This window comes from Streptomyces sp. HUAS YS2 (assembly GCF_033343995.1).
Classification (GTDB): domain Bacteria; phylum Actinomycetota; class Actinomycetes; order Streptomycetales; family Streptomycetaceae; genus Streptomyces; species Streptomyces solicathayae.
In genome coordinates, this window is record NZ_CP137573.1 from 5,180,040 (window position 1) to 5,197,742 (window position 17,703).

General features: G+C 73.6%; 14 protein-coding genes. 10 read left to right on the forward strand and 4 right to left on the reverse strand.

Annotated features, from left to right (window positions below):
* The first annotated feature begins 80 nt into the window (after positions 1-80).
* A complete protein-coding gene (locus tag R2D22_RS24000; RefSeq protein ID WP_318106725.1) occupies positions 81-2,309 on the forward strand; it encodes an MMPL family transporter in 2,229 nt (742 codons plus the stop codon).
* A gap of 27 nt (positions 2,310-2,336) precedes the next feature.
* Here the strand turns inward: R2D22_RS24000 and R2D22_RS24005 are convergent, their stop codons facing one another.
* Together R2D22_RS24005 and R2D22_RS24010 are read right to left on the reverse strand one after the other, a co-directional pair.
* Positions 2,337-2,531 carry a helix-turn-helix transcriptional regulator gene (locus tag R2D22_RS24005; protein ID WP_318106726.1) on the reverse strand — a complete coding sequence of 65 codons (195 nt, stop codon included), beginning with the start codon at positions 2,529-2,531 and terminating at the stop codon, positions 2,337-2,339.
* 211 nt (positions 2,532-2,742) lie between these two features.
* The gene (locus tag R2D22_RS24010; protein WP_318106727.1) at positions 2,743-3,660 is read right to left on the reverse strand and encodes a sugar phosphate isomerase/epimerase family protein; all 918 of its coding nucleotides are present in this window, start codon (positions 3,658-3,660) and stop codon (positions 2,743-2,745) included.
* A 124-nt stretch (positions 3,661-3,784) separates the two neighbouring features.
* On the opposite strand from R2D22_RS24010, the gene iolC reads away from it, so the two are divergent.
* From iolC to R2D22_RS24045, 7 genes are all read left to right on the forward strand, one after another.
* The gene (gene iolC, locus R2D22_RS24015; RefSeq protein WP_318106728.1) at positions 3,785-4,801 is read left to right on the forward strand and encodes a 5-dehydro-2-deoxygluconokinase; all 1,017 of its coding nucleotides are present in this window, start codon (positions 3,785-3,787) and stop codon (positions 4,799-4,801) included.
* Positions 4,798-5,706, forward strand: a complete 909-nt coding sequence (locus R2D22_RS24020) for a Cgl0159 family (beta/alpha)8-fold protein (protein WP_318106729.1) — start codon at positions 4,798-4,800, stop codon at positions 5,704-5,706. Before iolC ends, R2D22_RS24020 begins: the two co-directional genes overlap by 4 nt.
* A 58-nt stretch (positions 5,707-5,764) precedes the next feature.
* On the forward strand, positions 5,765-6,583 hold the full coding sequence (gene iolB, locus R2D22_RS24025) for a 5-deoxy-glucuronate isomerase (RefSeq protein WP_318106730.1): 819 nt from the start codon (positions 5,765-5,767) through the stop codon (positions 6,581-6,583).
* Positions 6,580-8,451 carry a 3D-(3,5/4)-trihydroxycyclohexane-1,2-dione acylhydrolase (decyclizing) gene (gene iolD, locus R2D22_RS24030; RefSeq protein ID WP_318106731.1) on the forward strand — a complete coding sequence of 624 codons (1,872 nt, stop codon included), beginning with the start codon at positions 6,580-6,582 and terminating at the stop codon, positions 8,449-8,451. Before iolB ends, iolD begins: the two co-directional genes overlap by 4 nt.
* A 12-nt stretch (positions 8,452-8,463) precedes the next feature.
* The gene (gene mmsA, locus R2D22_RS24035) at positions 8,464-9,966 is read left to right on the forward strand and encodes a CoA-acylating methylmalonate-semialdehyde dehydrogenase (protein WP_318106732.1); all 1,503 of its coding nucleotides are present in this window, start codon (positions 8,464-8,466) and stop codon (positions 9,964-9,966) included.
* A gap of 164 nt (positions 9,967-10,130) precedes the next feature.
* The gene (locus R2D22_RS24040; protein WP_318106733.1) at positions 10,131-11,291 is read left to right on the forward strand and encodes a calcium-binding protein; all 1,161 of its coding nucleotides are present in this window, start codon (positions 10,131-10,133) and stop codon (positions 11,289-11,291) included.
* A 57-nt stretch (positions 11,292-11,348) separates the two neighbouring features.
* Entirely contained in the window at positions 11,349-11,945 is a 597-nt protein-coding gene (locus tag R2D22_RS24045; RefSeq protein WP_318106734.1) for a DUF4291 domain-containing protein, read from the forward strand.
* On the opposite strand, the gene R2D22_RS24050 is transcribed toward R2D22_RS24045, so the two are convergent.
* Positions 11,942-13,132, reverse strand: a complete 1,191-nt coding sequence (locus tag R2D22_RS24050) for a S8 family peptidase (protein WP_318106735.1) — start codon at positions 13,130-13,132, stop codon at positions 11,942-11,944. The two genes, R2D22_RS24045 and R2D22_RS24050, sit on opposite strands and share 4 nt — an antisense overlap.
* Before the next feature lie 200 nt (positions 13,133-13,332).
* On the opposite strand from R2D22_RS24050, the gene R2D22_RS24055 reads away from it, so the two are divergent.
* Both R2D22_RS24055 and R2D22_RS24060 read left to right on the forward strand, forming a co-directional pair.
* Positions 13,333-16,008: an alpha/beta fold hydrolase gene (locus tag R2D22_RS24055; RefSeq protein ID WP_318106736.1), complete on the forward strand. Its 2,676-nt coding sequence runs from the start codon at positions 13,333-13,335 to the stop codon at positions 16,006-16,008.
* Positions 16,005-16,904, forward strand: coding sequence for an ABC transporter permease (locus tag R2D22_RS24060; RefSeq protein ID WP_318106737.1), 900 nt, complete (start codon positions 16,005-16,007; stop codon positions 16,902-16,904). Before R2D22_RS24055 ends, R2D22_RS24060 begins: the two co-directional genes overlap by 4 nt.
* 33 nt (positions 16,905-16,937) lie before the next feature.
* Here R2D22_RS24060 and R2D22_RS24065 read toward each other — a convergent pair whose 3' ends face one another.
* Positions 16,938-17,681 carry a helix-turn-helix transcriptional regulator gene (locus tag R2D22_RS24065; RefSeq protein WP_318106738.1) on the reverse strand — a complete coding sequence of 248 codons (744 nt, stop codon included), beginning with the start codon at positions 17,679-17,681 and terminating at the stop codon, positions 16,938-16,940.
* Between the last annotated feature and the right edge of the window lie 22 nt (positions 17,682-17,703).

The following is a 17,703-nucleotide window of genomic DNA, read 5'->3' on the forward strand; positions in this document are numbered from 1 at the left end:
TGCCAGTCTATGGCAATGGACGACCCTTGCCACCTGCCCGGAAGCGGGTGGTCGGGTCTCGGTGAAGGGGACACCGCGTCATGGCCGAAGTCAAGAATTCACCACCCGTACGGGGCGGCGGGTGGACGCGGTTCACCACCGCGAGGCCGCGCCTCACGCTGCTGCTGGCCCTGGTGATCACCGCCCTGGCGGTCCTCGCGGGGAGCGGGGTGGCCGACCGGATGGGCAGCGGCGGCTGGGAGGACCCGGACGCGGAGTCCACGTACGCCACCGAGGTCCTGGAGCGCGAGTTCCCGGCCTCCCAGTCCAACCTGATCCTGCTGATAGACGGCGGCAAGGCCGGCGTCGACGCTCCGGCGGTCGCCGCCGAGGCGACGCGGCTCGCCGAGCGGCTCGACGCCGAACCGGGCGTCTCCGGCGTCGGCTCGTACTGGGGCACCAAGGCGCCGGCGCTGCGCTCGGCGGACGGGCGCCAGGGCGTCGTCGCCGCCCGGATCGAGGGCGACGAGAAGGCCGCCGGCGAGACCCTGGAGCGGATCGCCCCCGAGTTCCGGGGCACGCACGGGCCGGTGGAGGTGTCCGTCGGCGGGCCGGTCGCCGTGCGGCACGAGATGCAGACGACCATCCAGGAGGACCTGCTGCGCGCCGAGCTGATCGCGCTGCCGGTCACGCTGGTGCTGCTGGTCATGGTCTTCGGCAGCGCCGTCGCGGCCCTGCTGCCGTTGGGCATCGGCATCGTCGCCATCATCGGGACCAACGCGGTCCTGCGCGGGATCACCGAGTTCACCGACGTGTCCGTGTTCGCCATGAACCTCACCACCGCGCTCGGGCTCGGACTCGCGATCGACTACGCCCTGTTCGTCGTCCGCCGGTTCCGGGAGGAGCTGGCCGGCGGGGCCGACACGCGGACGGCGGTGGCGACCACCCTGCGCACGGCGGGGCGGACGGTCCTGTTCTCCGCCCTGACGGTCGCGGTCTCGCTCGCCGCGATGATGGTCTTCCCCCAGTACTTCCTGCGTTCCTTCGCCTACGCGGGCATCGCCGTGGTGCTGCTGGCGGCAGCCGCCGCGCTGATCCTGCTGCCCGCCGCCCTGGTGCTGCTCGGCGACCGGGTGAACGCGCTGGACCTGCGGCGGCTGTTCCGGCGCCGGCGCGGCGCCGGCGAGGCCGATGCCGGGCGGGAGTCCGGCGCGGGGTGGGCGCGGGCGGCGGCGCTGGTGATGCGCCGGGCCCCGGTGTTCGCCGTGGCCACCGTCGTCGGCCTGGTCCTGCTCGGACTGCCCTTCCTGAACGTGTCGTTCGGCACCGCCGACGACCGGCAGCTGCCCACCACCTCCGAGTCCCGGGTCGTCCAGGACACCCTGCGGGACGACTTCCCCGGCAGCCCCGGCGGCGTGCTCACCGTGCTCGCCGAGGGCCGGGCCACGCCCGCGCAGTACGCCGACTACCGCACGCGGATCGACGCGCTGCCCGGCACGGTGCGGGTGGACGGACCGGTGGTCCAGGGGCAGCACGCGTACTTCACCGTGCTGCCGGAGGGCGAGGGCGTCGGACCGCGTGCCCAGTCCCTGGTCGGCGAACTGCGCGCCGAACCCGCCCCGTTCGACACCTCGGTCAGCGGCATCGGCGCCGTGCTCACCGACTCCAAGCACGCCATCGGCGAGCGGCTGCCCTGGGCGCTGGGGATCATCGCCGTCGTCACCTTGCTGCTGGTCTTCCTGCTCACCGGCAGCGTGCTCATCCCGCTCCAGGCCGTGCTGCTCAACGCGCTCAGTCTGACCGCGATGTTCGGCGCGATGGTGTGGGTGTTCCAGGAGGGGCACCTGTCCGGGCTGCTCGGCTTCACCCCGACCGGGGACATCGAGACGACCCTGCCGGTGCTCATGTTCTGCGTCGCCTTCGGGCTCTCCATGGACTACGACGTCTTCCTGCTCTCCCGGATAAAGGAGGAGTACGACGCGACAGGGGACCACGAGCACTCCGTGCGGTTCGGGCTGAGCCGTACCGGCGGGCTGATCACGGCCGCCGCGGTGATCCTCGCCGTGGTGATGGTGGCCATCGGCACCTCCCGGGTGACCAACACCAAGATGCTCGGCCTCGGGGTCGCGCTGGCCGTCCTCATGGACGCGATGGTCGTCCGCAGCCTGCTGGTCCCGTCCGTGATGAAGCTGACCGGCCGGCTGACCTGGTGGGCCCCCGGCCCGCTGCGCCGGTTCCACGACCGGTTCGGCATCAGCGAGGGCGGCGAGCCGATATCCGGCGCGGCGGAGCCCGAGCGTGACCGGGAGAAGGAGCCGGTGGGGAGCTGACCGGCCCCCTCGGGGCGGGGGCGGGCGTCAGGGCCTGCGGGAGCGGTTGCCGGGGCGGTTGGACACCCAGGTGTGGATGGTGTCCGCGTACCAGTAGGGCTTTCCGTTCTCCACCTGGTCGGGCGGCGGGAGCAGACCGTGCTTCCGGTAGGAGCGGACGGTGTCCGGCTGCACCTTGATGTGCGCGGCGATGTCCTTGTACGACCAGAGTCTTCTGTCCATGCGTGGCACCTCCCTGCGTGCGCCGCAGCTGCGGCCGGGGGGTGCCGTCGGGGGAGCTGGGGCGCGAGCGCTGGTGATCACTGAGCCTGTGCCCGGTGAACGAGTCCCCCCTACGGAGGGAGAGGGCTTGTCGAACAGCTGTGACGGAAAGCCCGCGTAACGGAGACACGCGTGACGAAGGAGGGACAGGCGAGACAAAAGCGGCGCCCGGTCAGGCGCCGCAGGAGCGCAGGAAACGGCGGGTGCGCTCGGCGATCGGATAGGGCTTGTCCGGCGGGCAGGGATACATGTCCTGCTCGACGATGGCGAACAGCTCCACCCCGAGCGCCTGCGCCGCCGCGAGCACCGGCTCCAGCGCCGGCACCCCGGCCGGCGGCTCGCACATCACGCCCCGGGCCACGGCCGGCCCGAACGGCAGCTCCTCGGCGACCACCCGGGCCAGGATCTCCGGGTCCACCTGCTTGAGATGGAGGTAGCCGATCCGCTCGCCGTAGGTCTCGATCAGCTTGACGCTGTCGCCGCCGCAGTACGCGTAGTGCCCGGTGTCCAGGCAGAGCGCCACCAGCTCCGGATCGGTGGCGTCGAGGAACCGGGCCACGTTCTCCTCGGTGTCGATGTGGGTGTCCGCGTGCGGATGGACCACGATCCGCAGCCCGAACCGGTCCTGGACCTCCTGGCCCAGACGCTCGGTCAGCGAGGTCAGATGGTGCCACTGCTCCGCCGTGAGGGTGCGGTCCTCCAGGACCTCGCCGGTCTTGTCGTCCCGCCAGAACGACGGGATGACGACGAGATGCTCGGCGCCCACGGCCCGGGCCAGTACCGCGTTGTCGGCGACGTGCGCCCAGGTCCGCTCCCAGACGGCGGGCCCGTGATGCAGCCCGGTGAAGACCGTGCCGGCCGAGACCCGCAGCCCGCGCCGTTCGGTCTCCTCGGTGAGCCGCGCCGGGTCGGTGGGCAGATAGCCGTACGGGCCGAGTTCGATCCACCCGTACCCGGCCCGTGCGACCTCGTCGAGGAAACGCTGCCAGGGCACTTGGCGGGGATCGTCGGGGAACCACACGCCCCACGAGTCGGGGGCGGAGCCGATCCGGATCCGGGACAGGGACGACTGCGGGGACGTCGGTGTCATGCGGCTCAGCTTGGTCGCGGGCGGGGAAGGGGTCAAGAGTTCGTCCGAATGTAAGGACAAAATGTTGACACGCTTCCGGAGCGGGGACTAGATCTGGTGCCAGGCCACACGAGAGGCGGCGTGCATGCAGCGGCAGGACCCGTACGACGTGATCACCATGGGGCGCATCGGGGTGGACCTGTACCCGCTCCAGGCCGGGGTGCCGCTCGCCGACGTGGAGACCTTCGGCAAGTTCCTCGGCGGATCCGCCACCAACGTGGCCGTCGCCGCCGCCCGCCTCGGCCGCCGCACCGCCGTCGTCACCCGTACCGGCGCCGACCCGTTCGGCGCGTACCTGCACCGCGAGCTGCGCGCGTTCGGCGTCGACGACCGCTGGGTCACCCCGGTCGACGGGCTCCCCACCCCGGTCACCTTCTGCGAGATCTTCCCGCCCGACGACTTCCCGCTCTACTTCTACCGCCGCCCCAAGGCCCCCGACCTGGAGATCCGCCCGGAGGAACTCGACCTCGCCGCCATCGGCGCGGCCCGGGTCTTCTGGATGACCGGCACCGGCCTCAGCGCCGAACCCAGCCGAACCGCCACCCTGGAGGCCCTGCGTTCCCGCGCCCGCACCGCGACGGACGGGCGGCACACCGTCTTCGACCTCGACTGGCGGCCAATGCTCTGGGACGACCCCGACCCGGCCGAGGTCCGCCGGCGCTACCGCGAGGCCCTCGGCCACGCCACCGTCGCCGTCGGCAACCTCGACGAGTGCGAGATCGCGACCGGTGAGCGCGAGCCGCACGCCGCCGCCCACGCGCTGCTCGCCACCGGGGTCCGGCTCGCCGTCGTCAAACAGGGACCCAAGGGCGTCCTCGCGGTCACCGCCGACGGCGAGAGCGCCGACGTGCCCCCCGTCGCCGTCGACGTGGTCAACGGGCTCGGCGCGGGCGACGCCTTCGGCGGGGCGCTCTGCCACGGACTCCTTGCCGGACGGCCGCTGGAGCACACCCTGCGGTACGCCAACGCCGCCGGCGCCCTCGTCGCCGCCCGCCTCGCCTGCTCCTCGGCCATGCCGTACGACGAGGAGATCGAGCAGGCCCTCGCCGACGGCACGGTCCGCGCCGAGGAAGCCCGGCGACCCCCGGGAGGGCGCCCGTGACCACTCCCGCCCCCACCCCCATCGACCTGGACGAGCTCGTCCAGGTCCGGGCCCGGCATCCCGAGGCCGTGGCCGAGGCCGCCGCGCGCCGCCGGCGCCGCCCGCTGCTCGGCCCGAGCGGCCGGCTGCTGATCATCGCCGCCGATCACCCGGCCCGCGGCGCACTCGCCGTCGGCGACCGCCCGCTCGCCATGGCGGGCCGCCTCGACCTGCTCGAACGGCTCCGGCTCGCGCTGTCCCGGGCCGGCGTCGACGGCGTCCTCGCCTCCGCCGACATCCTCGACGACCTGCTCCTGCTCGGCGCCCTGGAGGACCGGCTGGCCGTCGGCTCCATGAACCGCGGCGGCCTCGCCGGCGCCGCATTCGAACTCGACGACCGGTTCACCGGCCACCGCCCCGAGGACCTCGCCCGCCTCGGCTTCGACGCCGGCAAGCTGCTGCTCCGCATCGACTACGACGACCCCGGCTCCCTCGACACCCTGCACACCGCGGCCCGCACCGTCGACGCCATGGCCGCGCTCCGGCTGCCCGTCTTCGTCGAGCCCTTCGTCTGCCGACGCGGCCCCGACGGCCGGCTCCGGAACGACCTGTCCGCCGAGGCCGTCACCACGTCCCTGGCCGTCGCCTCCGGGCTCGCCGGCACCTCCGCGTACACCTGGCTCAAGGTTCCCGTCACCGAGAACCCCGACGACATGGCCCGCGTCATGGAGACGTCCACGCTGCCCGCGGTGCTCCTCGGCGGCGACGTCGGCCCCGACCAGGACGCGGCGTACGAGAAGTGGCGCGGCGCGCTGCGCCTGCCCACCGTCCGCGGCCTGGTCGTCGGCCGCTCGCTGCTCTACCCGCCCGACGACGACGTGGCCGCCGCCGTGGACACCGCCGCCGGACTCCTGGCCGGGCGCTGAGAGGCCGGTCGCCGAGGCGCCGGCGCTGAGACGGACTCCCGAAGGGTACGGAAGGAACATGGACAAGACCGGCTCCGATCTCCATCTGCCCGCCGGGAGCACCGCCGAGCCCCCGTACTCCCTGCGCGTCGACCCCGAACGGGCCGGCTGGACGTACTCCGCGCTCCGGGTCGCCGACCTCGCGCCCGGCGAGGAGCTGACCCTCGCCGCCGGGGACTTCGAATGGACCGTGCTTCCGCTCGCCGGCGGCTGTACCGTTCGCGTGAACGGTGAGATCTTCCAACTGCGGGGCCGCACAAGCGTGTTCGACGGAGTCACCGACTTCGCGTACGTGCCGAGGGACGCCCGCGCGCTGATCACCTCCGGCGCGGGAGGCCGCTTCGCCCTGGCAGGAGCGAAGTGCGAGCGACGACTCCCCGCCCGCTACGGCCCCGCGCCGGAGGTTCCCGTCGAGGCCCGCGGCAGCGGTGTCCAGGCCCGCGAGGTCCGGGGCTTCGCCGCCGCCGGCGCGTTCGCCTGCGACCGGCTGATCGCCGTCGAGGTGGTCACACCCGGCGGCAACTGGTCCTCGTACCCGCCGCACAAGCACGACGAGCACGTCCCCGGCGAGGAGTCCGAGCTGGAGGAGATCTACTACTACGAGATCGCCGGCGAGGGCCTCGGCTACCAGCGGATCTCCCCGTCCCGCCCCGGCGGCGCCGACCTCCTCGCCGAGGTCCGCACGGGTGACGTCGTCCTCGTCCCCGAAGGCTGGCACGGCCCGTCCGTCGCCCAGCCCGGCCACGCCATGTACTACCTGAACGTGATGGCGGGCCCGGGCGCCGAACGGGAGTGGCGGATCCGCTTCCACCCCGACCACACGGAGGGCTACCGATGAGCACGGAGCGGCTGACCGTCGCGCAGGCCCTGGTGCGCTTCCTGGCCTGCCAGTACACCGAGCGCGACGGCGTCCGGCAGCGGCTGATCGGCGCCACCTGGGGCATCTTCGGCCACGGGAACGTCGCCGGGATCGGGCAGGCGCTCGTCGAGTACGCCGACGACATGCCGTACCTCCAGGGCCGCAACGAGCAGGCCATGGTGCACGCGGCCGTCGGCTGGGCGCGCCAGTCGAACCGGCTCTCCGCCCAGGCGGTCACCACCTCCATCGGGCCCGGCGCGACCAACCTGGTCACCGGCGCCGCCCTCGCCACCGTCAACCGGCTCCCCGTGCTGCTGCTGCCCGGCGACACCTTCGCCACCCGCCCCGCCGACCCCGTGCTGCAACAGCTCGAAGTCCCCTGGGCGGGCGACCTGTCCGTCAACGACTGCCTGCGGCCCGTCTCGAAGTACTTCGACCGGATCACCCGCCCCGAGGCACTGATCCCCGCCGCGCTCGCCGCGGTACGGACCCTCACCGACCCCGCGGAGACCGGAGCGGTGACCCTCGCCCTGCCGCAGGACGTGCAGGCCGAGGCGTACGACTGGCCCGTCGCGTTCTTCGCCGACCGGGTCTGGCCGGTCCGCCGCCCGAGGCCCGACGCGGCCGGACTCTCCGCCGCGGTGCACGCGATCCGCGACGCCGCGCGGCCGCTGATCGTCGCCGGCGGCGGGGTGAAGCACAGCGGCGCCGAGACCGCGCTGCGCGTCCTTGCCGCCGCCACCGGCATCCCCGTCGCCGCCACCCAGGCCGGCAAGGGCGCACTGCCGCACGGCCACCCGTCCGACGTCGGCGGCATCGGCCACACCGGCACCGCCGTCGCCGACCACCTCGCCCGCACCGCCGACCTGGTCGTCGGCGTCGGCACCCGCCTCACCGACTTCACCACCGCCTCCGGCACCCTCTTCGAGAACCCCGGCGTCCGCTTCGTCAACCTCAACATCACCGGCTTCGACGCCCACAAGCTCGCCGCACTGCCGCTCGTCGCCGACGCCCGCGCCGGCCTGGAGGAGCTGCGCGCGGCGCTCGACGGCTTCGGTGTCGCGCCGGCCTACGAGCACGAGTACCGCGCCGGACGGGAACGCTGGGAGGCCCGGGTCAGCGCCGCGTACACCGGCCGGGAGGACGCCCGGCCCACCCAGGCCCAGGTCCTCGGCGTCCTCGACACTCTGGTCACCGAGGACGACATCCTGATCAACGCGGCCGGCTCGCTCCCCGGCGACCTGCACAAGCTCTGGCGGGCCCGGTCCGCCGACCAGTACCACGTCGAGTACGGGTACTCCTGCATGGGCTACGAGATCCCCGCGGCCATCGGTGTCGCCCTCGCGGCCCCCGGCCGGCCCGTCTGGGCGCTCGTCGGCGACGGGACGTACCTGATGAACCCGACCGAAATCGTCACCGCCGTGCAGGAGGACGTCCCGATCAAGGTGGTCGTCCTGCAGAACCACGGCTACGCCTCGATCGGCTCGCTCTCCGAGTCCGTCGGCGCCGAGCGGTACGGCACCGCCTACCGCTACCGGGTCGCCGACCGGACGTACACCGGACCGCCGCTCCCGGTCGACCTGGCCGCCAACGCGGCCTCCCTCGGCATGCGGGTGCTGCGCGCCCGCACCATTGGTGACCTGCGAGAAGCGCTCGCCGACGCCCGTGCCGCGACCGTTCCCACATGTGTCTACGTCGAGACCGAAACGCCCGACACTGTGTCGGGCCCGCCCCCGGCCGAGGCGTGGTGGGATGTGCCCGTGGCCGAGACCGCGACCCGCCCGTCGGCGGTCAAGGCGCGAGAGCAGTACGACCGGCACGTCACAGCCCGACGCCGCCATCTGTGAAGGAGCAATGTCATGACGAAGTCCGTCCACCACTGGATCGGTGGCAAGACCGTCGAAGGCACGTCGGGCAACTGGGGCCCGGTCACCGACCCGGCCGCCGGCGCCGTCACCACCCAGGTGGCCCTCGCCTCGGTCGACGAGGTCGACGCCGCGGTCGCCGCCGCGAAGGACGCGTTCCAGACCTGGGGGCAGTCCTCGCTGGCCCAGCGCACCACCGTCCTGTTCAAGTTCCGGGCGCTGCTCGACGCGAACCGTGACGCCATCGCGGAGCTGATCGTCGCCGAGCACGGCAAGGTGCACTCCGACGCGCTCGGCGAGGTCGCCCGCGGCCTGGAGATCGTCGACCTGGCCTGCGGCATCACCGTCCAGCTCAAGGGCGAGCTGTCCACCCAGGTCTCCAACCGGGTCGACGTCGCCGCGATCCGCCAGCCGGTCGGCGTCGTCGCCGGCATCACGCCGTTCAACTTCCCGGCCATGGTGCCGATGTGGATGTTCCCGCTGGCCATCGCCTGCGGCAACACCTTCGTCCTCAAGCCGAGCGAGAAGGACCCGTCGGCGTCCCTCAAGATCGCCGAGCTGCTCGCCGAGGCGGGCCTGCCGGACGGCGTGTTCAACGTCCTGCACGGCGACAAGGTTGCCGTCGACCGGCTCCTGGAGCACCCGGACGTCTCCGCGATCTCCTTCGTCGGCTCCACCCCGATCGCCCGCTACATCCACACCACCGCCTCCGCCAACGGCAAGCGCGTCCAGGCGCTCGGCGGCGCGAAGAACCACATGCTGGTGCTGCCGGACGCGGACCTCGACGCGGCCGCCGACGCGGCGGTCTCCGCGGCGTACGGCTCCGCTGGCGAGCGCTGCATGGCGATCTCCGCGGTCGTCGCGGTCGGCTCCATCGGCGACGAGCTGGTCGAGAAGATCCGCGAGCGCGCCGAGAAGATCAAGATCGGCCCCGGCGACGACCCGACCTCCGAGATGGGTCCGCTCATCACCAAGGTCCACCGCGACAAGGTCGCCTCGTACGTGACCGGCGCGGCGGCCCAGGGCGCCGAGGTCGTGCTCGACGGCACCGGCTACACCGTCGAGGGCTACGAGGACGGCCACTGGATCGGCCTGTCCCTGCTCGACAAGGTCTCCACGGACTCCGACGCGTACCGCGACGAGATCTTCGGCCCGGTGCTGTGCGTGCTGCGCGCCGACACGTACGAGGAGGGCCTCGCCCTCATCAACGGCTCGCCGTTCGGCAACGGCACCGCGATCTTCACCCGCGACGGCGGCGCCGCGCGCCGCTTCCAGATGGAGGTCGAGGCGGGCATGGTCGGCGTGAACGTGCCGATCCCGGTGCCGGTGGGCTACCACTCCTTCGGTGGCTGGAAGGACTCGCTCTTCGGCGACCACCACATCTACGGCAACGACGGCGTGCACTTCTACACCCGCGGCAAGGTCGTCACCACCCGCTGGCCCGACCCGTCCGAGGCCCCGGCCGGCGTGGACCTGGGCTTCCCGCGCAACCACTGACGCACGGCAGGCACGGCACGAACGGCCCGTACGGATCGGAGGATCCGTACGGGCCGTTTCGCGCCGCCATCCGGTTGCACTGCGCGTCCGCGTCGTTACCGGGCGCATTTCGGCGGGGCATCGGTCAGCACGGACGACGACCGAGCCGACCGAAAGGACCAAGGATGACGAGCAGTCGTCAGGGAACCGGAGCCAGGACGCGGCTGCGTCGCATCGCCGCGAGCGGATGCGCCGGAGCGCTGGTACTCGGAGGCGTCCTCGGCCTCGGCGCGGCCGAGGCGGGCGCGGCGGCGCCGACCTGCCTCGGCCGCCCGGCCACGATCGTCATCACGACGCCGGGCGAGACCACCGACGGGACGAGCGGCGCGGACGTGATCGTCGGGACGTCCGGCGTCGACTTCATCAACGGACTCGGCGGCAACGACCGGATCTGCGCTCTGGGCGGCGGGGACACCGTCTCCGGCGGCGCCGGCAACGACCAGATCGAGGGCGGCACCGAGAGCGACCGGCTGGTCGGCGACGCGTACAGCCCCAGCGGCAACGTGTCGGGCGCCGGGAACGACCAGCTGTACGGCGGCGCCGGGCCCGACATCCTGGTCGGCGACAGCTTCTCGGCCGGCGCGACGGCCGTTGCCACCGGCGGCGGCAACGACCGCCTGTACGGCGGCGACGACGCCGACGTCGTGATCGGCGACAGCATGGGCGCGCGCGCCTCCGGCGGCGGGCGCGACCAGCTCGACGGGGGAGGCGCGAACGACGACATGGTCGGCGACTCCCGCGGCCTCGCCGGCGACGCCGACGGCGCGGGCGACGACCTGCTGCTCGGCGGCGACGGCCTCACCGACTTCCTGATCGGCGACAGCGACGCCACCGGGAACGCGAGCGGCAACGGCGGCGACGACACCCTGAACGGCGGCGCCGACGGCGGACTGCAGATCGGCGACCACAACATCCGCAGCGCGCAGGGCGGTTACGCCACCGGCTCCGGCCGCGACCACATCATCGGCGGCACCGGCGCCGAGATCCTGGTCGGCGAGAGCTCCGTAGTCGACGCCAACCTCAGCTCGGCGAGCGACGACCGGATCGAGGGCGGAGGCGGAAACGACGTCGTCTTCGGCGACAACACGAACTACGACATCTCGGCCACCGTCGGCTCGGCCGGCGGCCGCGACGACCTCCGCGGCGACGCGGGCGCCGACACCCTCCGCGCCGGCCCCGGCGACGACGACCTCGACGGCGGCGCCGACGGACCGGACGTCTGCGACGGCGAGGCCGGCTCCGACAGCGCCACCCAGACCTGCGAGACGACCCCGAACGTCCCGTAGCGGCAGCCCCGCAAAACCAGTGGCCCCCGGGGTGCGCGTCGACGCACCCTGGGGGCCATGTCCGTTCCGCCCCAGCACCAGATCCGCGCCACGTACACCGACACGACGATCACCGTCTACCAGGCGTACGGCCCGGCCATCGGCCCCCCGGCCGCCCGCGACGGCCGCTTCCCGGCCGCGTGGAAGCGGGACCGCATGACGTGGATCAAGCCCAGCTTCCTGTGGATGATGTACCGCTGCGGCTGGGGCCTGAAGGAAGGTCAGGAGACCGTCCTCGCCGTCGAGATCACCCGGGAGGGCTTCGCCTGGGCGCTCCGCAACGCCTGCCTGTCGCACTACGTCCGGGGCCTCCACCCGGACCGGGCCTCCTGGCAGCGGGAGCTGCGCCGGGCGCCGGCCCGGGTGCAGTGGGACCCCGAGCGGGACCTGCACCTGGCCGGGCTGCCGCACCGCGCCCTCCAGCTCGGGCTGTCCGGGGAGGCCGCGCGGCTCTACGCGGACGAGTGGATCGTCGGCATCCGCGACGTCACGCCGCTCGCGCACGAGGTGCACGCGCTGGTCCGGGGCGGGGACCTGGACGGTGCGCGGCGGCTGTTGCCCGAGGAGCGGGAGTATCCGGGGGGTGCCGGGCTCCTCGGGCGTCTCGCCGGCTAGAAGCGGGAGTACAGGAGCTTGTTCGGCGAGCCGGTGAGGGGGTTCTGGACCTTGTCGGGGGTGGCGCTGCCAGTCATCGCGGTGCTGACCTGCGCCGGGGTGGCCGTGGGGTGGGCGGCGAGGTAGAGGGCCGCCGCGCCTGTCGTGTGGGGGGTGGCCATGGACGTGCCGGAGATGGTGTTCGTCGCCGCGTCGTTGTCCTTCCAGGCCGAGGTGATGTTCACGCCCGGCGCGAACAGGTCCACACAGGTGCCGTAGTTGGAGAACGACGCGCGGCGGTCCGTGTTGTCCGTCGCCCCGACCGTGATCGCCTCCGGCACGCGCGCCGGGGAGTAGTTGCACGCGTTCGCGGGCAGGCCGAGCAGCGGGAGGCCGTTGCCCGCCGCGATCGCGTACGTCACGCCCGAGGCGATCGACCGCTTCACCGCGGCGTCGAGCGAGGCGTTCGCCCCGCCGCCCAGGCTCATGTTGGCCACCGCCGGCTTCCGGGCGTGCGCGGTCACCCAGTCGACGCCCGCGATGACGCCCGCGTTCGTGCCGGACCCGTCGCAGCCCAGGACCCGGACGGCCACCAGCTGCACACCCTTGGCGACGCCGTACGTCGCGCCGCCGACCGTGCCCGCGACGTGCGTGCCGTGGCCCTGGCAGTCCTGCCCGTTCTGCCCGTCGCCCACGGTGTCCGTGCCGACCGACGCCCGGCCGCCGAACTCGCCGTGCGAGGTGCGGATCCCGGTGTCGATGATGTACGCGGTCACGTTCGACGCCGTCGTGTCGTACGTGTACGAGGACGACAGCGGCAGGTTCCGCTGGTCGATCCGGTCCAGCCCCCACGTCGGGTTCGGCTGCGTCCCGGACATCCGCACCGTCGCGTTCTGCTCGACGTACGCCACCCGCGGGTCGGCGGACAGCGCCGCGGCCCGCGCCCGCGACATGGTCGCCGAGAAGCCCTTCAGCACCGAGCGGTACTCGTGCTTCGGCGTCACACCGAGGTCGGCCGCGTGCGTGGAGCCGTCCTTCAGGACGACGATCCAGCTGTTCTCGACGGCCAGGGACTCGGGCGCGAGCCGCAGGTCTCCGACGGTCGCGCTCTGCGCCGTGGGGGAGGCGGCGAACTGCAGTCCGGCGGTGAGCGCGACGACGGGTATGAGCGTTCCGAGACGACGGAACCGGGAGGTGGCAGCACGCATGCAGGGCACCTGACCTTTCGTTGTCCGATCGGGGGGTGCCACAGAGTCTCTTGTTGTCATGTGCGGCACAAGAGGGTCACACGTGACGTACACATACCGCGCCTGGCGTACGCGGAACCTCCCCGTACGCCTCAAGGAGGCCGCCCGGCTCCGCCTGACGGGCGCTCCTACGGGCCGGGGCTGCCCGTAGGGTTTTCGGCATGAAGCTCCGACTTCCCCGGTGGGCCGCGGTCGTCGCCGTCCTCGCCGTGCTCGCGGGCGGCGGGACGTGGGTCGCCGTCGCCTCGGACCAACCGCCGCCCGTGCGCCGCGCCGACCAGGTCCTCGACCTGCCCGGGGCGCGGATCGACACCTCGTACTTCACCGCCGGGGGAGACGGCCGACGGCCCGCCGTGCTCCTCGGGCACGGCTTCGGCGGCAGCAAGGACGACGTGCGCGCCCAGGCCGAGAAGCTGGCCCGGGACGGGTACGCCGTGCTCACCTGGTCCGCCCGCGGCTTCGGCAGCTCCACCGGGCGGATCGGGCTCAACGACCCCGCGCACGAGGTCGAGGACGTCCGGCGGCTGATCGACTGGCTGGCCGAGCGGCCCGAGGTCCGGCTCGACAAGGACGGCGACCCGCGCGTCGGCGTCACCGGCGCGTCGTACGGCGGCGCGATCTCGCTGCTGGCCGCCGGGTACGACACCCGTGTCGACGCCATCGCCCCGGCGATCACCTACTGGAACCTCGCCGACGCGCTGTTCCCGGAAGGCGTCTTCAAGAAGCTCTGGGCGGGGATCTTCTTCTCGACCGGGTCCGTGGGGTCGGTCGGCGCGGGCCCCTCCTCCGCCGCCGGACCGTCCGCCGGTCCGCCCGCCTCCGCCTGCGGGCGGTTCACCGACGAACTCTGCGCCCTGTACCAGCGCGTCGCCGTCGCCGGGAAGCCCGACGCCGCCGCCCGCGCGCTCCTGGAGGCCCGCAGCCCCTCGGCCGTCGGCGACCGCATCAAGGTGCCCGCGCTCATCGTGCAGGGCCAGACCGACTCGCTGTTCCCGCTCTCCCACGCCGACGCCATGGCCGAGGCGATCGCCGCCAACGGCGCCCCCGTCGCGGTCGACTGGATCGCCGGCGGACACGACGGCGGCGACCGCGAGGCGGACCGCGTCGAGGCCCGCATCGGCGCCTGGTTCGACCGCCACCTCAAGGGTGACAAGAACGCCGACACCGGTCCCGCCTTCCGCGTCAGCCGGGCCGGCGGTGTCGACTCCACCGACGGGCAGGCCCTGCTCCGCGGCGCGACCGCCGACCGGTACCCTGGCCTGTCCGCCGGCGCCCGCGCCGTCGCACTCGCCGACCGGCCCCGGACGTTCGCCAACCCGGCCGGCGCCAACCCGCCCGCCATCTCCGCCGTCCCCGGCGTCGGCGGCTCGCTCGCCTCGTTCTCCTCGCTCGGCGTCGGACTCTCCATGGACTTCCCCGGCCAGTTCGCCGCCTTCGACTCCGCACCGCTGACCGCGCCCCTGCGCATCACCGGCTCGCCCACCGTCCGCGTGAAGGTCGCCTCCGACAGCGGCGAGGCCGTCCTGTTCGGCAAGGTGTACGACGTCGGGCCGGACGGCCGGCAGCAGGTCCTGCCCGCCCAACTCGTGTCCCCCGTCAGGATCGAGGGCGCCGAGGAGGGCCGGACCGTCGACCTCACGCTGCCCGCCGTCGACCACGAGGTCGAGGCCGGGCACCGGCTGCGGCTCGTGCTCGCCGCCACCGACCTCGGCTACGCCTCGCCCGCCGCCCCCGCCACGTACACGGTGACCCCGCAGGGCGCGCTCACCGTGCCCACCGCACCGGCCGTACGGACCCAGGCGGCCGGGCTGCCCTGGTGGGTGTGGGGGCTGCCCGCGGCCGGCGCGCTGATCGCGGCCGTCCTGCTGCTCACCGCACGCCGCCGCACCACCGCACCCGCTCCGGACCCCGCACTGGCCGCCGTGCCGCTGCAGATCACCGGCCTGACGAAGAAGTACGCCGGGGCCACCGACCGGTATGCGGTACGGGACCTCTCCTTCCGTGTCGAGCAGGGCCAGGTGCTCGGCCTGCTCGGCCCCAACGGGGCCGGGAAGACCACCACCCTGCGGATGCTGATGGGCCTGATCACCCCGGACGACGGCGAGATCCGGGTCTTCGGACAGGCGATCCGGCCCGGCGCGCCCGTCCTCTCCCGGGTCGGCGCGTTCGTCGAGGGCGCGGGCTTCCTGCCGCACCTCTCCGGCCGGGACAACCTCGACCTGTACTGGAAGGCCACCGGGCGGCCCGTCGAGGACGCGCACATCGAGGAGGCCCTGGCGATCGCCGGCCTCGGCGACGCCCTCGCCCGCGCGGTGCGCACCTACTCGCAGGGCATGCGGCAGCGCCTCGCCATCGCCCAGGCCATGCTCGGCCTGCCGGACCTGCTCATCCTCGACGAGCCGACCAACGGGCTCGACCCGCCGCAGATCCGCGAGATGCGGGACGTGATGATCCGGTACGCGGCCGGGGGCCGGACCGTCATCGTCTCCAGCCACCTCCTGTCGGAGGTGGAGCAGTCCTGCACGCACCTCGTGGTCATGGACCGGGGCCGGCTGGTGCAGGCAGGACCGGTCGAGGAGATCACCGGCGCCGGCGACACCCTGCTCGTGACCGTCGCCGGGGAGCTCTCCGAGCCGCTCGTCGAGAAGATCGGCGCGCTGCCCGGCGTCGGTTCCGCGGCCCCGACCGAGGGCGGCGTCCTCGTCCGGCTCGACGGCGCCGACGCCACCGCCCTGATCGGCGAACTCGTCCGGTTGGACGTGCCGTTGACCGGGGTGGGCCCCCACCGCCGGCTGGAGGACGCGTTCCTCACCCTGATCGGAGGAGGATCCGCATGACCGCACTCGCGGAGAACGAACGCGTGGACGGGCGCGCGGAGGACGCGCTCGTCGCGACCGCGCCCGGCTACCGGGCCCGGCACACGCTGCCCCTGCGCGTCGAGGCGCTGCGCCAGCTGAAGCGCCGCCGCACGCTGGTCATGGGCGGCATCCTGGCCGCCCTGCCGTTCGTGCTGCTGATCGCCTTCTGGATCGGCGGCACCCCGGACGGCCGGGGCAACAACCGGATCACCTTGATGGACACGGCGACCGCGTCCGGCGCCAACTTCGCCGCGACCTGCCTCTTCGTCTCGGCCGGGTTCCTGCTGGTGGTCCCCGTGGCGCTGTTCTGCGGCGACACCGTCGCCTCGGAGGCGAGCTGGTCCTCGCTGCGCTATCTGCTGGCCGCGCCCGTCCCGCGCGCCCGGCTGCTCCGGTCGAAGCTGGCCGTCGGGCTCGCGTTCAGTGCGGCGGCGATGGTGCTGCTGCCGCTGGTCGCCCTGGCGGTCGGCTCGATCGCCTACGGCTGGGGGCCGCTCAAGCTGCCCACCGGCGGGGCGCTGGCGACCGCGGACACCGTGCCGCGGCTCGCGCTGGCCGTCGCGTTCGTGTTCGTCTCCCAACTGGTCACCGCCGGGCTCGCGTTCTGGCTGTCCACCCGCACCGACGCACCGCTGGGCGCGGTCGGCGGCGCGGTGGGGCTGACCATCATCGGGAACGTCCTGGACGCGGTCACCGCACTGGGGGACTGGCGCGACTTCCTGCCGGCGCACTGGCAGTTCGCCTGGGCCGACGCGCTCCAGCCGCAGCTGGAGTGGAGCGGCATGGCGAAGGGGGCGGCGATCTCGGTGACGTACGCGCTGATCCTGTTCGCGCTCGCCTTCCGGGGCTTCTCCCGCAAGGACATCGTGTCCTGACGCCACGCGCTCCGGCGCCCGGGATCCCCCCGTTCACAACCACCCCCGACGAGCCGCTTCCGCACCCGCCCGGAAGCGGCTCGTCGTGCCGAGGGCGCTCATCAGCTCGCCGACCCGCCGGCTGTACGTCCGGCCCGACATCCCGAGCCGGGCGGCGGCCGCCTCGTCGGTCTGCCCCGCGAGCAGCGCCTCCAGCACCGGCCGCAGCTGCCGGGGCAGCTCGCGTGGCGGGACGACGGCTCCGGTCAGCTCCTCTCCGGCGTCCCAGCAGGCGTGGTGGGCGCGGACGAGGGCCTGGACGACGACCGGGTCGCGGATCAACAGCAGTCCGTTGTAGAGCAGTTCGAGATCGAGCGGGACCGCCGCGACCCGGCGGTCCACGACGATCATCTTGAAGGGGATCGACTGCGTGAGCCGGGCGCGGCCCGCCGCCCGGAGCGTCCCGGCGAGCTGCGGCAGGGCGTGCCGGGGCACGATCCGCCGGACCGATCCGGCCCGCTCCGCCGCGGTCCGCATGCACGCTCCTGCCAGCTCCAGGAACGGCTCGGGGATCGCACGGCCCGCGGAGGCGGCCGGATCGTCGAAGGTCAGCAACTCGTGCCGCGCGGAGGCGGCGAGACCGGCCAGCGCGGCACTGACCTGCCGCACCCCGCGCACCGGCCGCCCGGACGGCCGCGACGCCACCACGGTCCCGTCCCGCGCCGCGGTCCCATCCCGCGCCGAGGCGCCGGTCGTCCGTCGTGCGGACGTCTCTCGGCCGAGCACGGAAACCGCCATGTCCGCCACCGTGACCACCCCC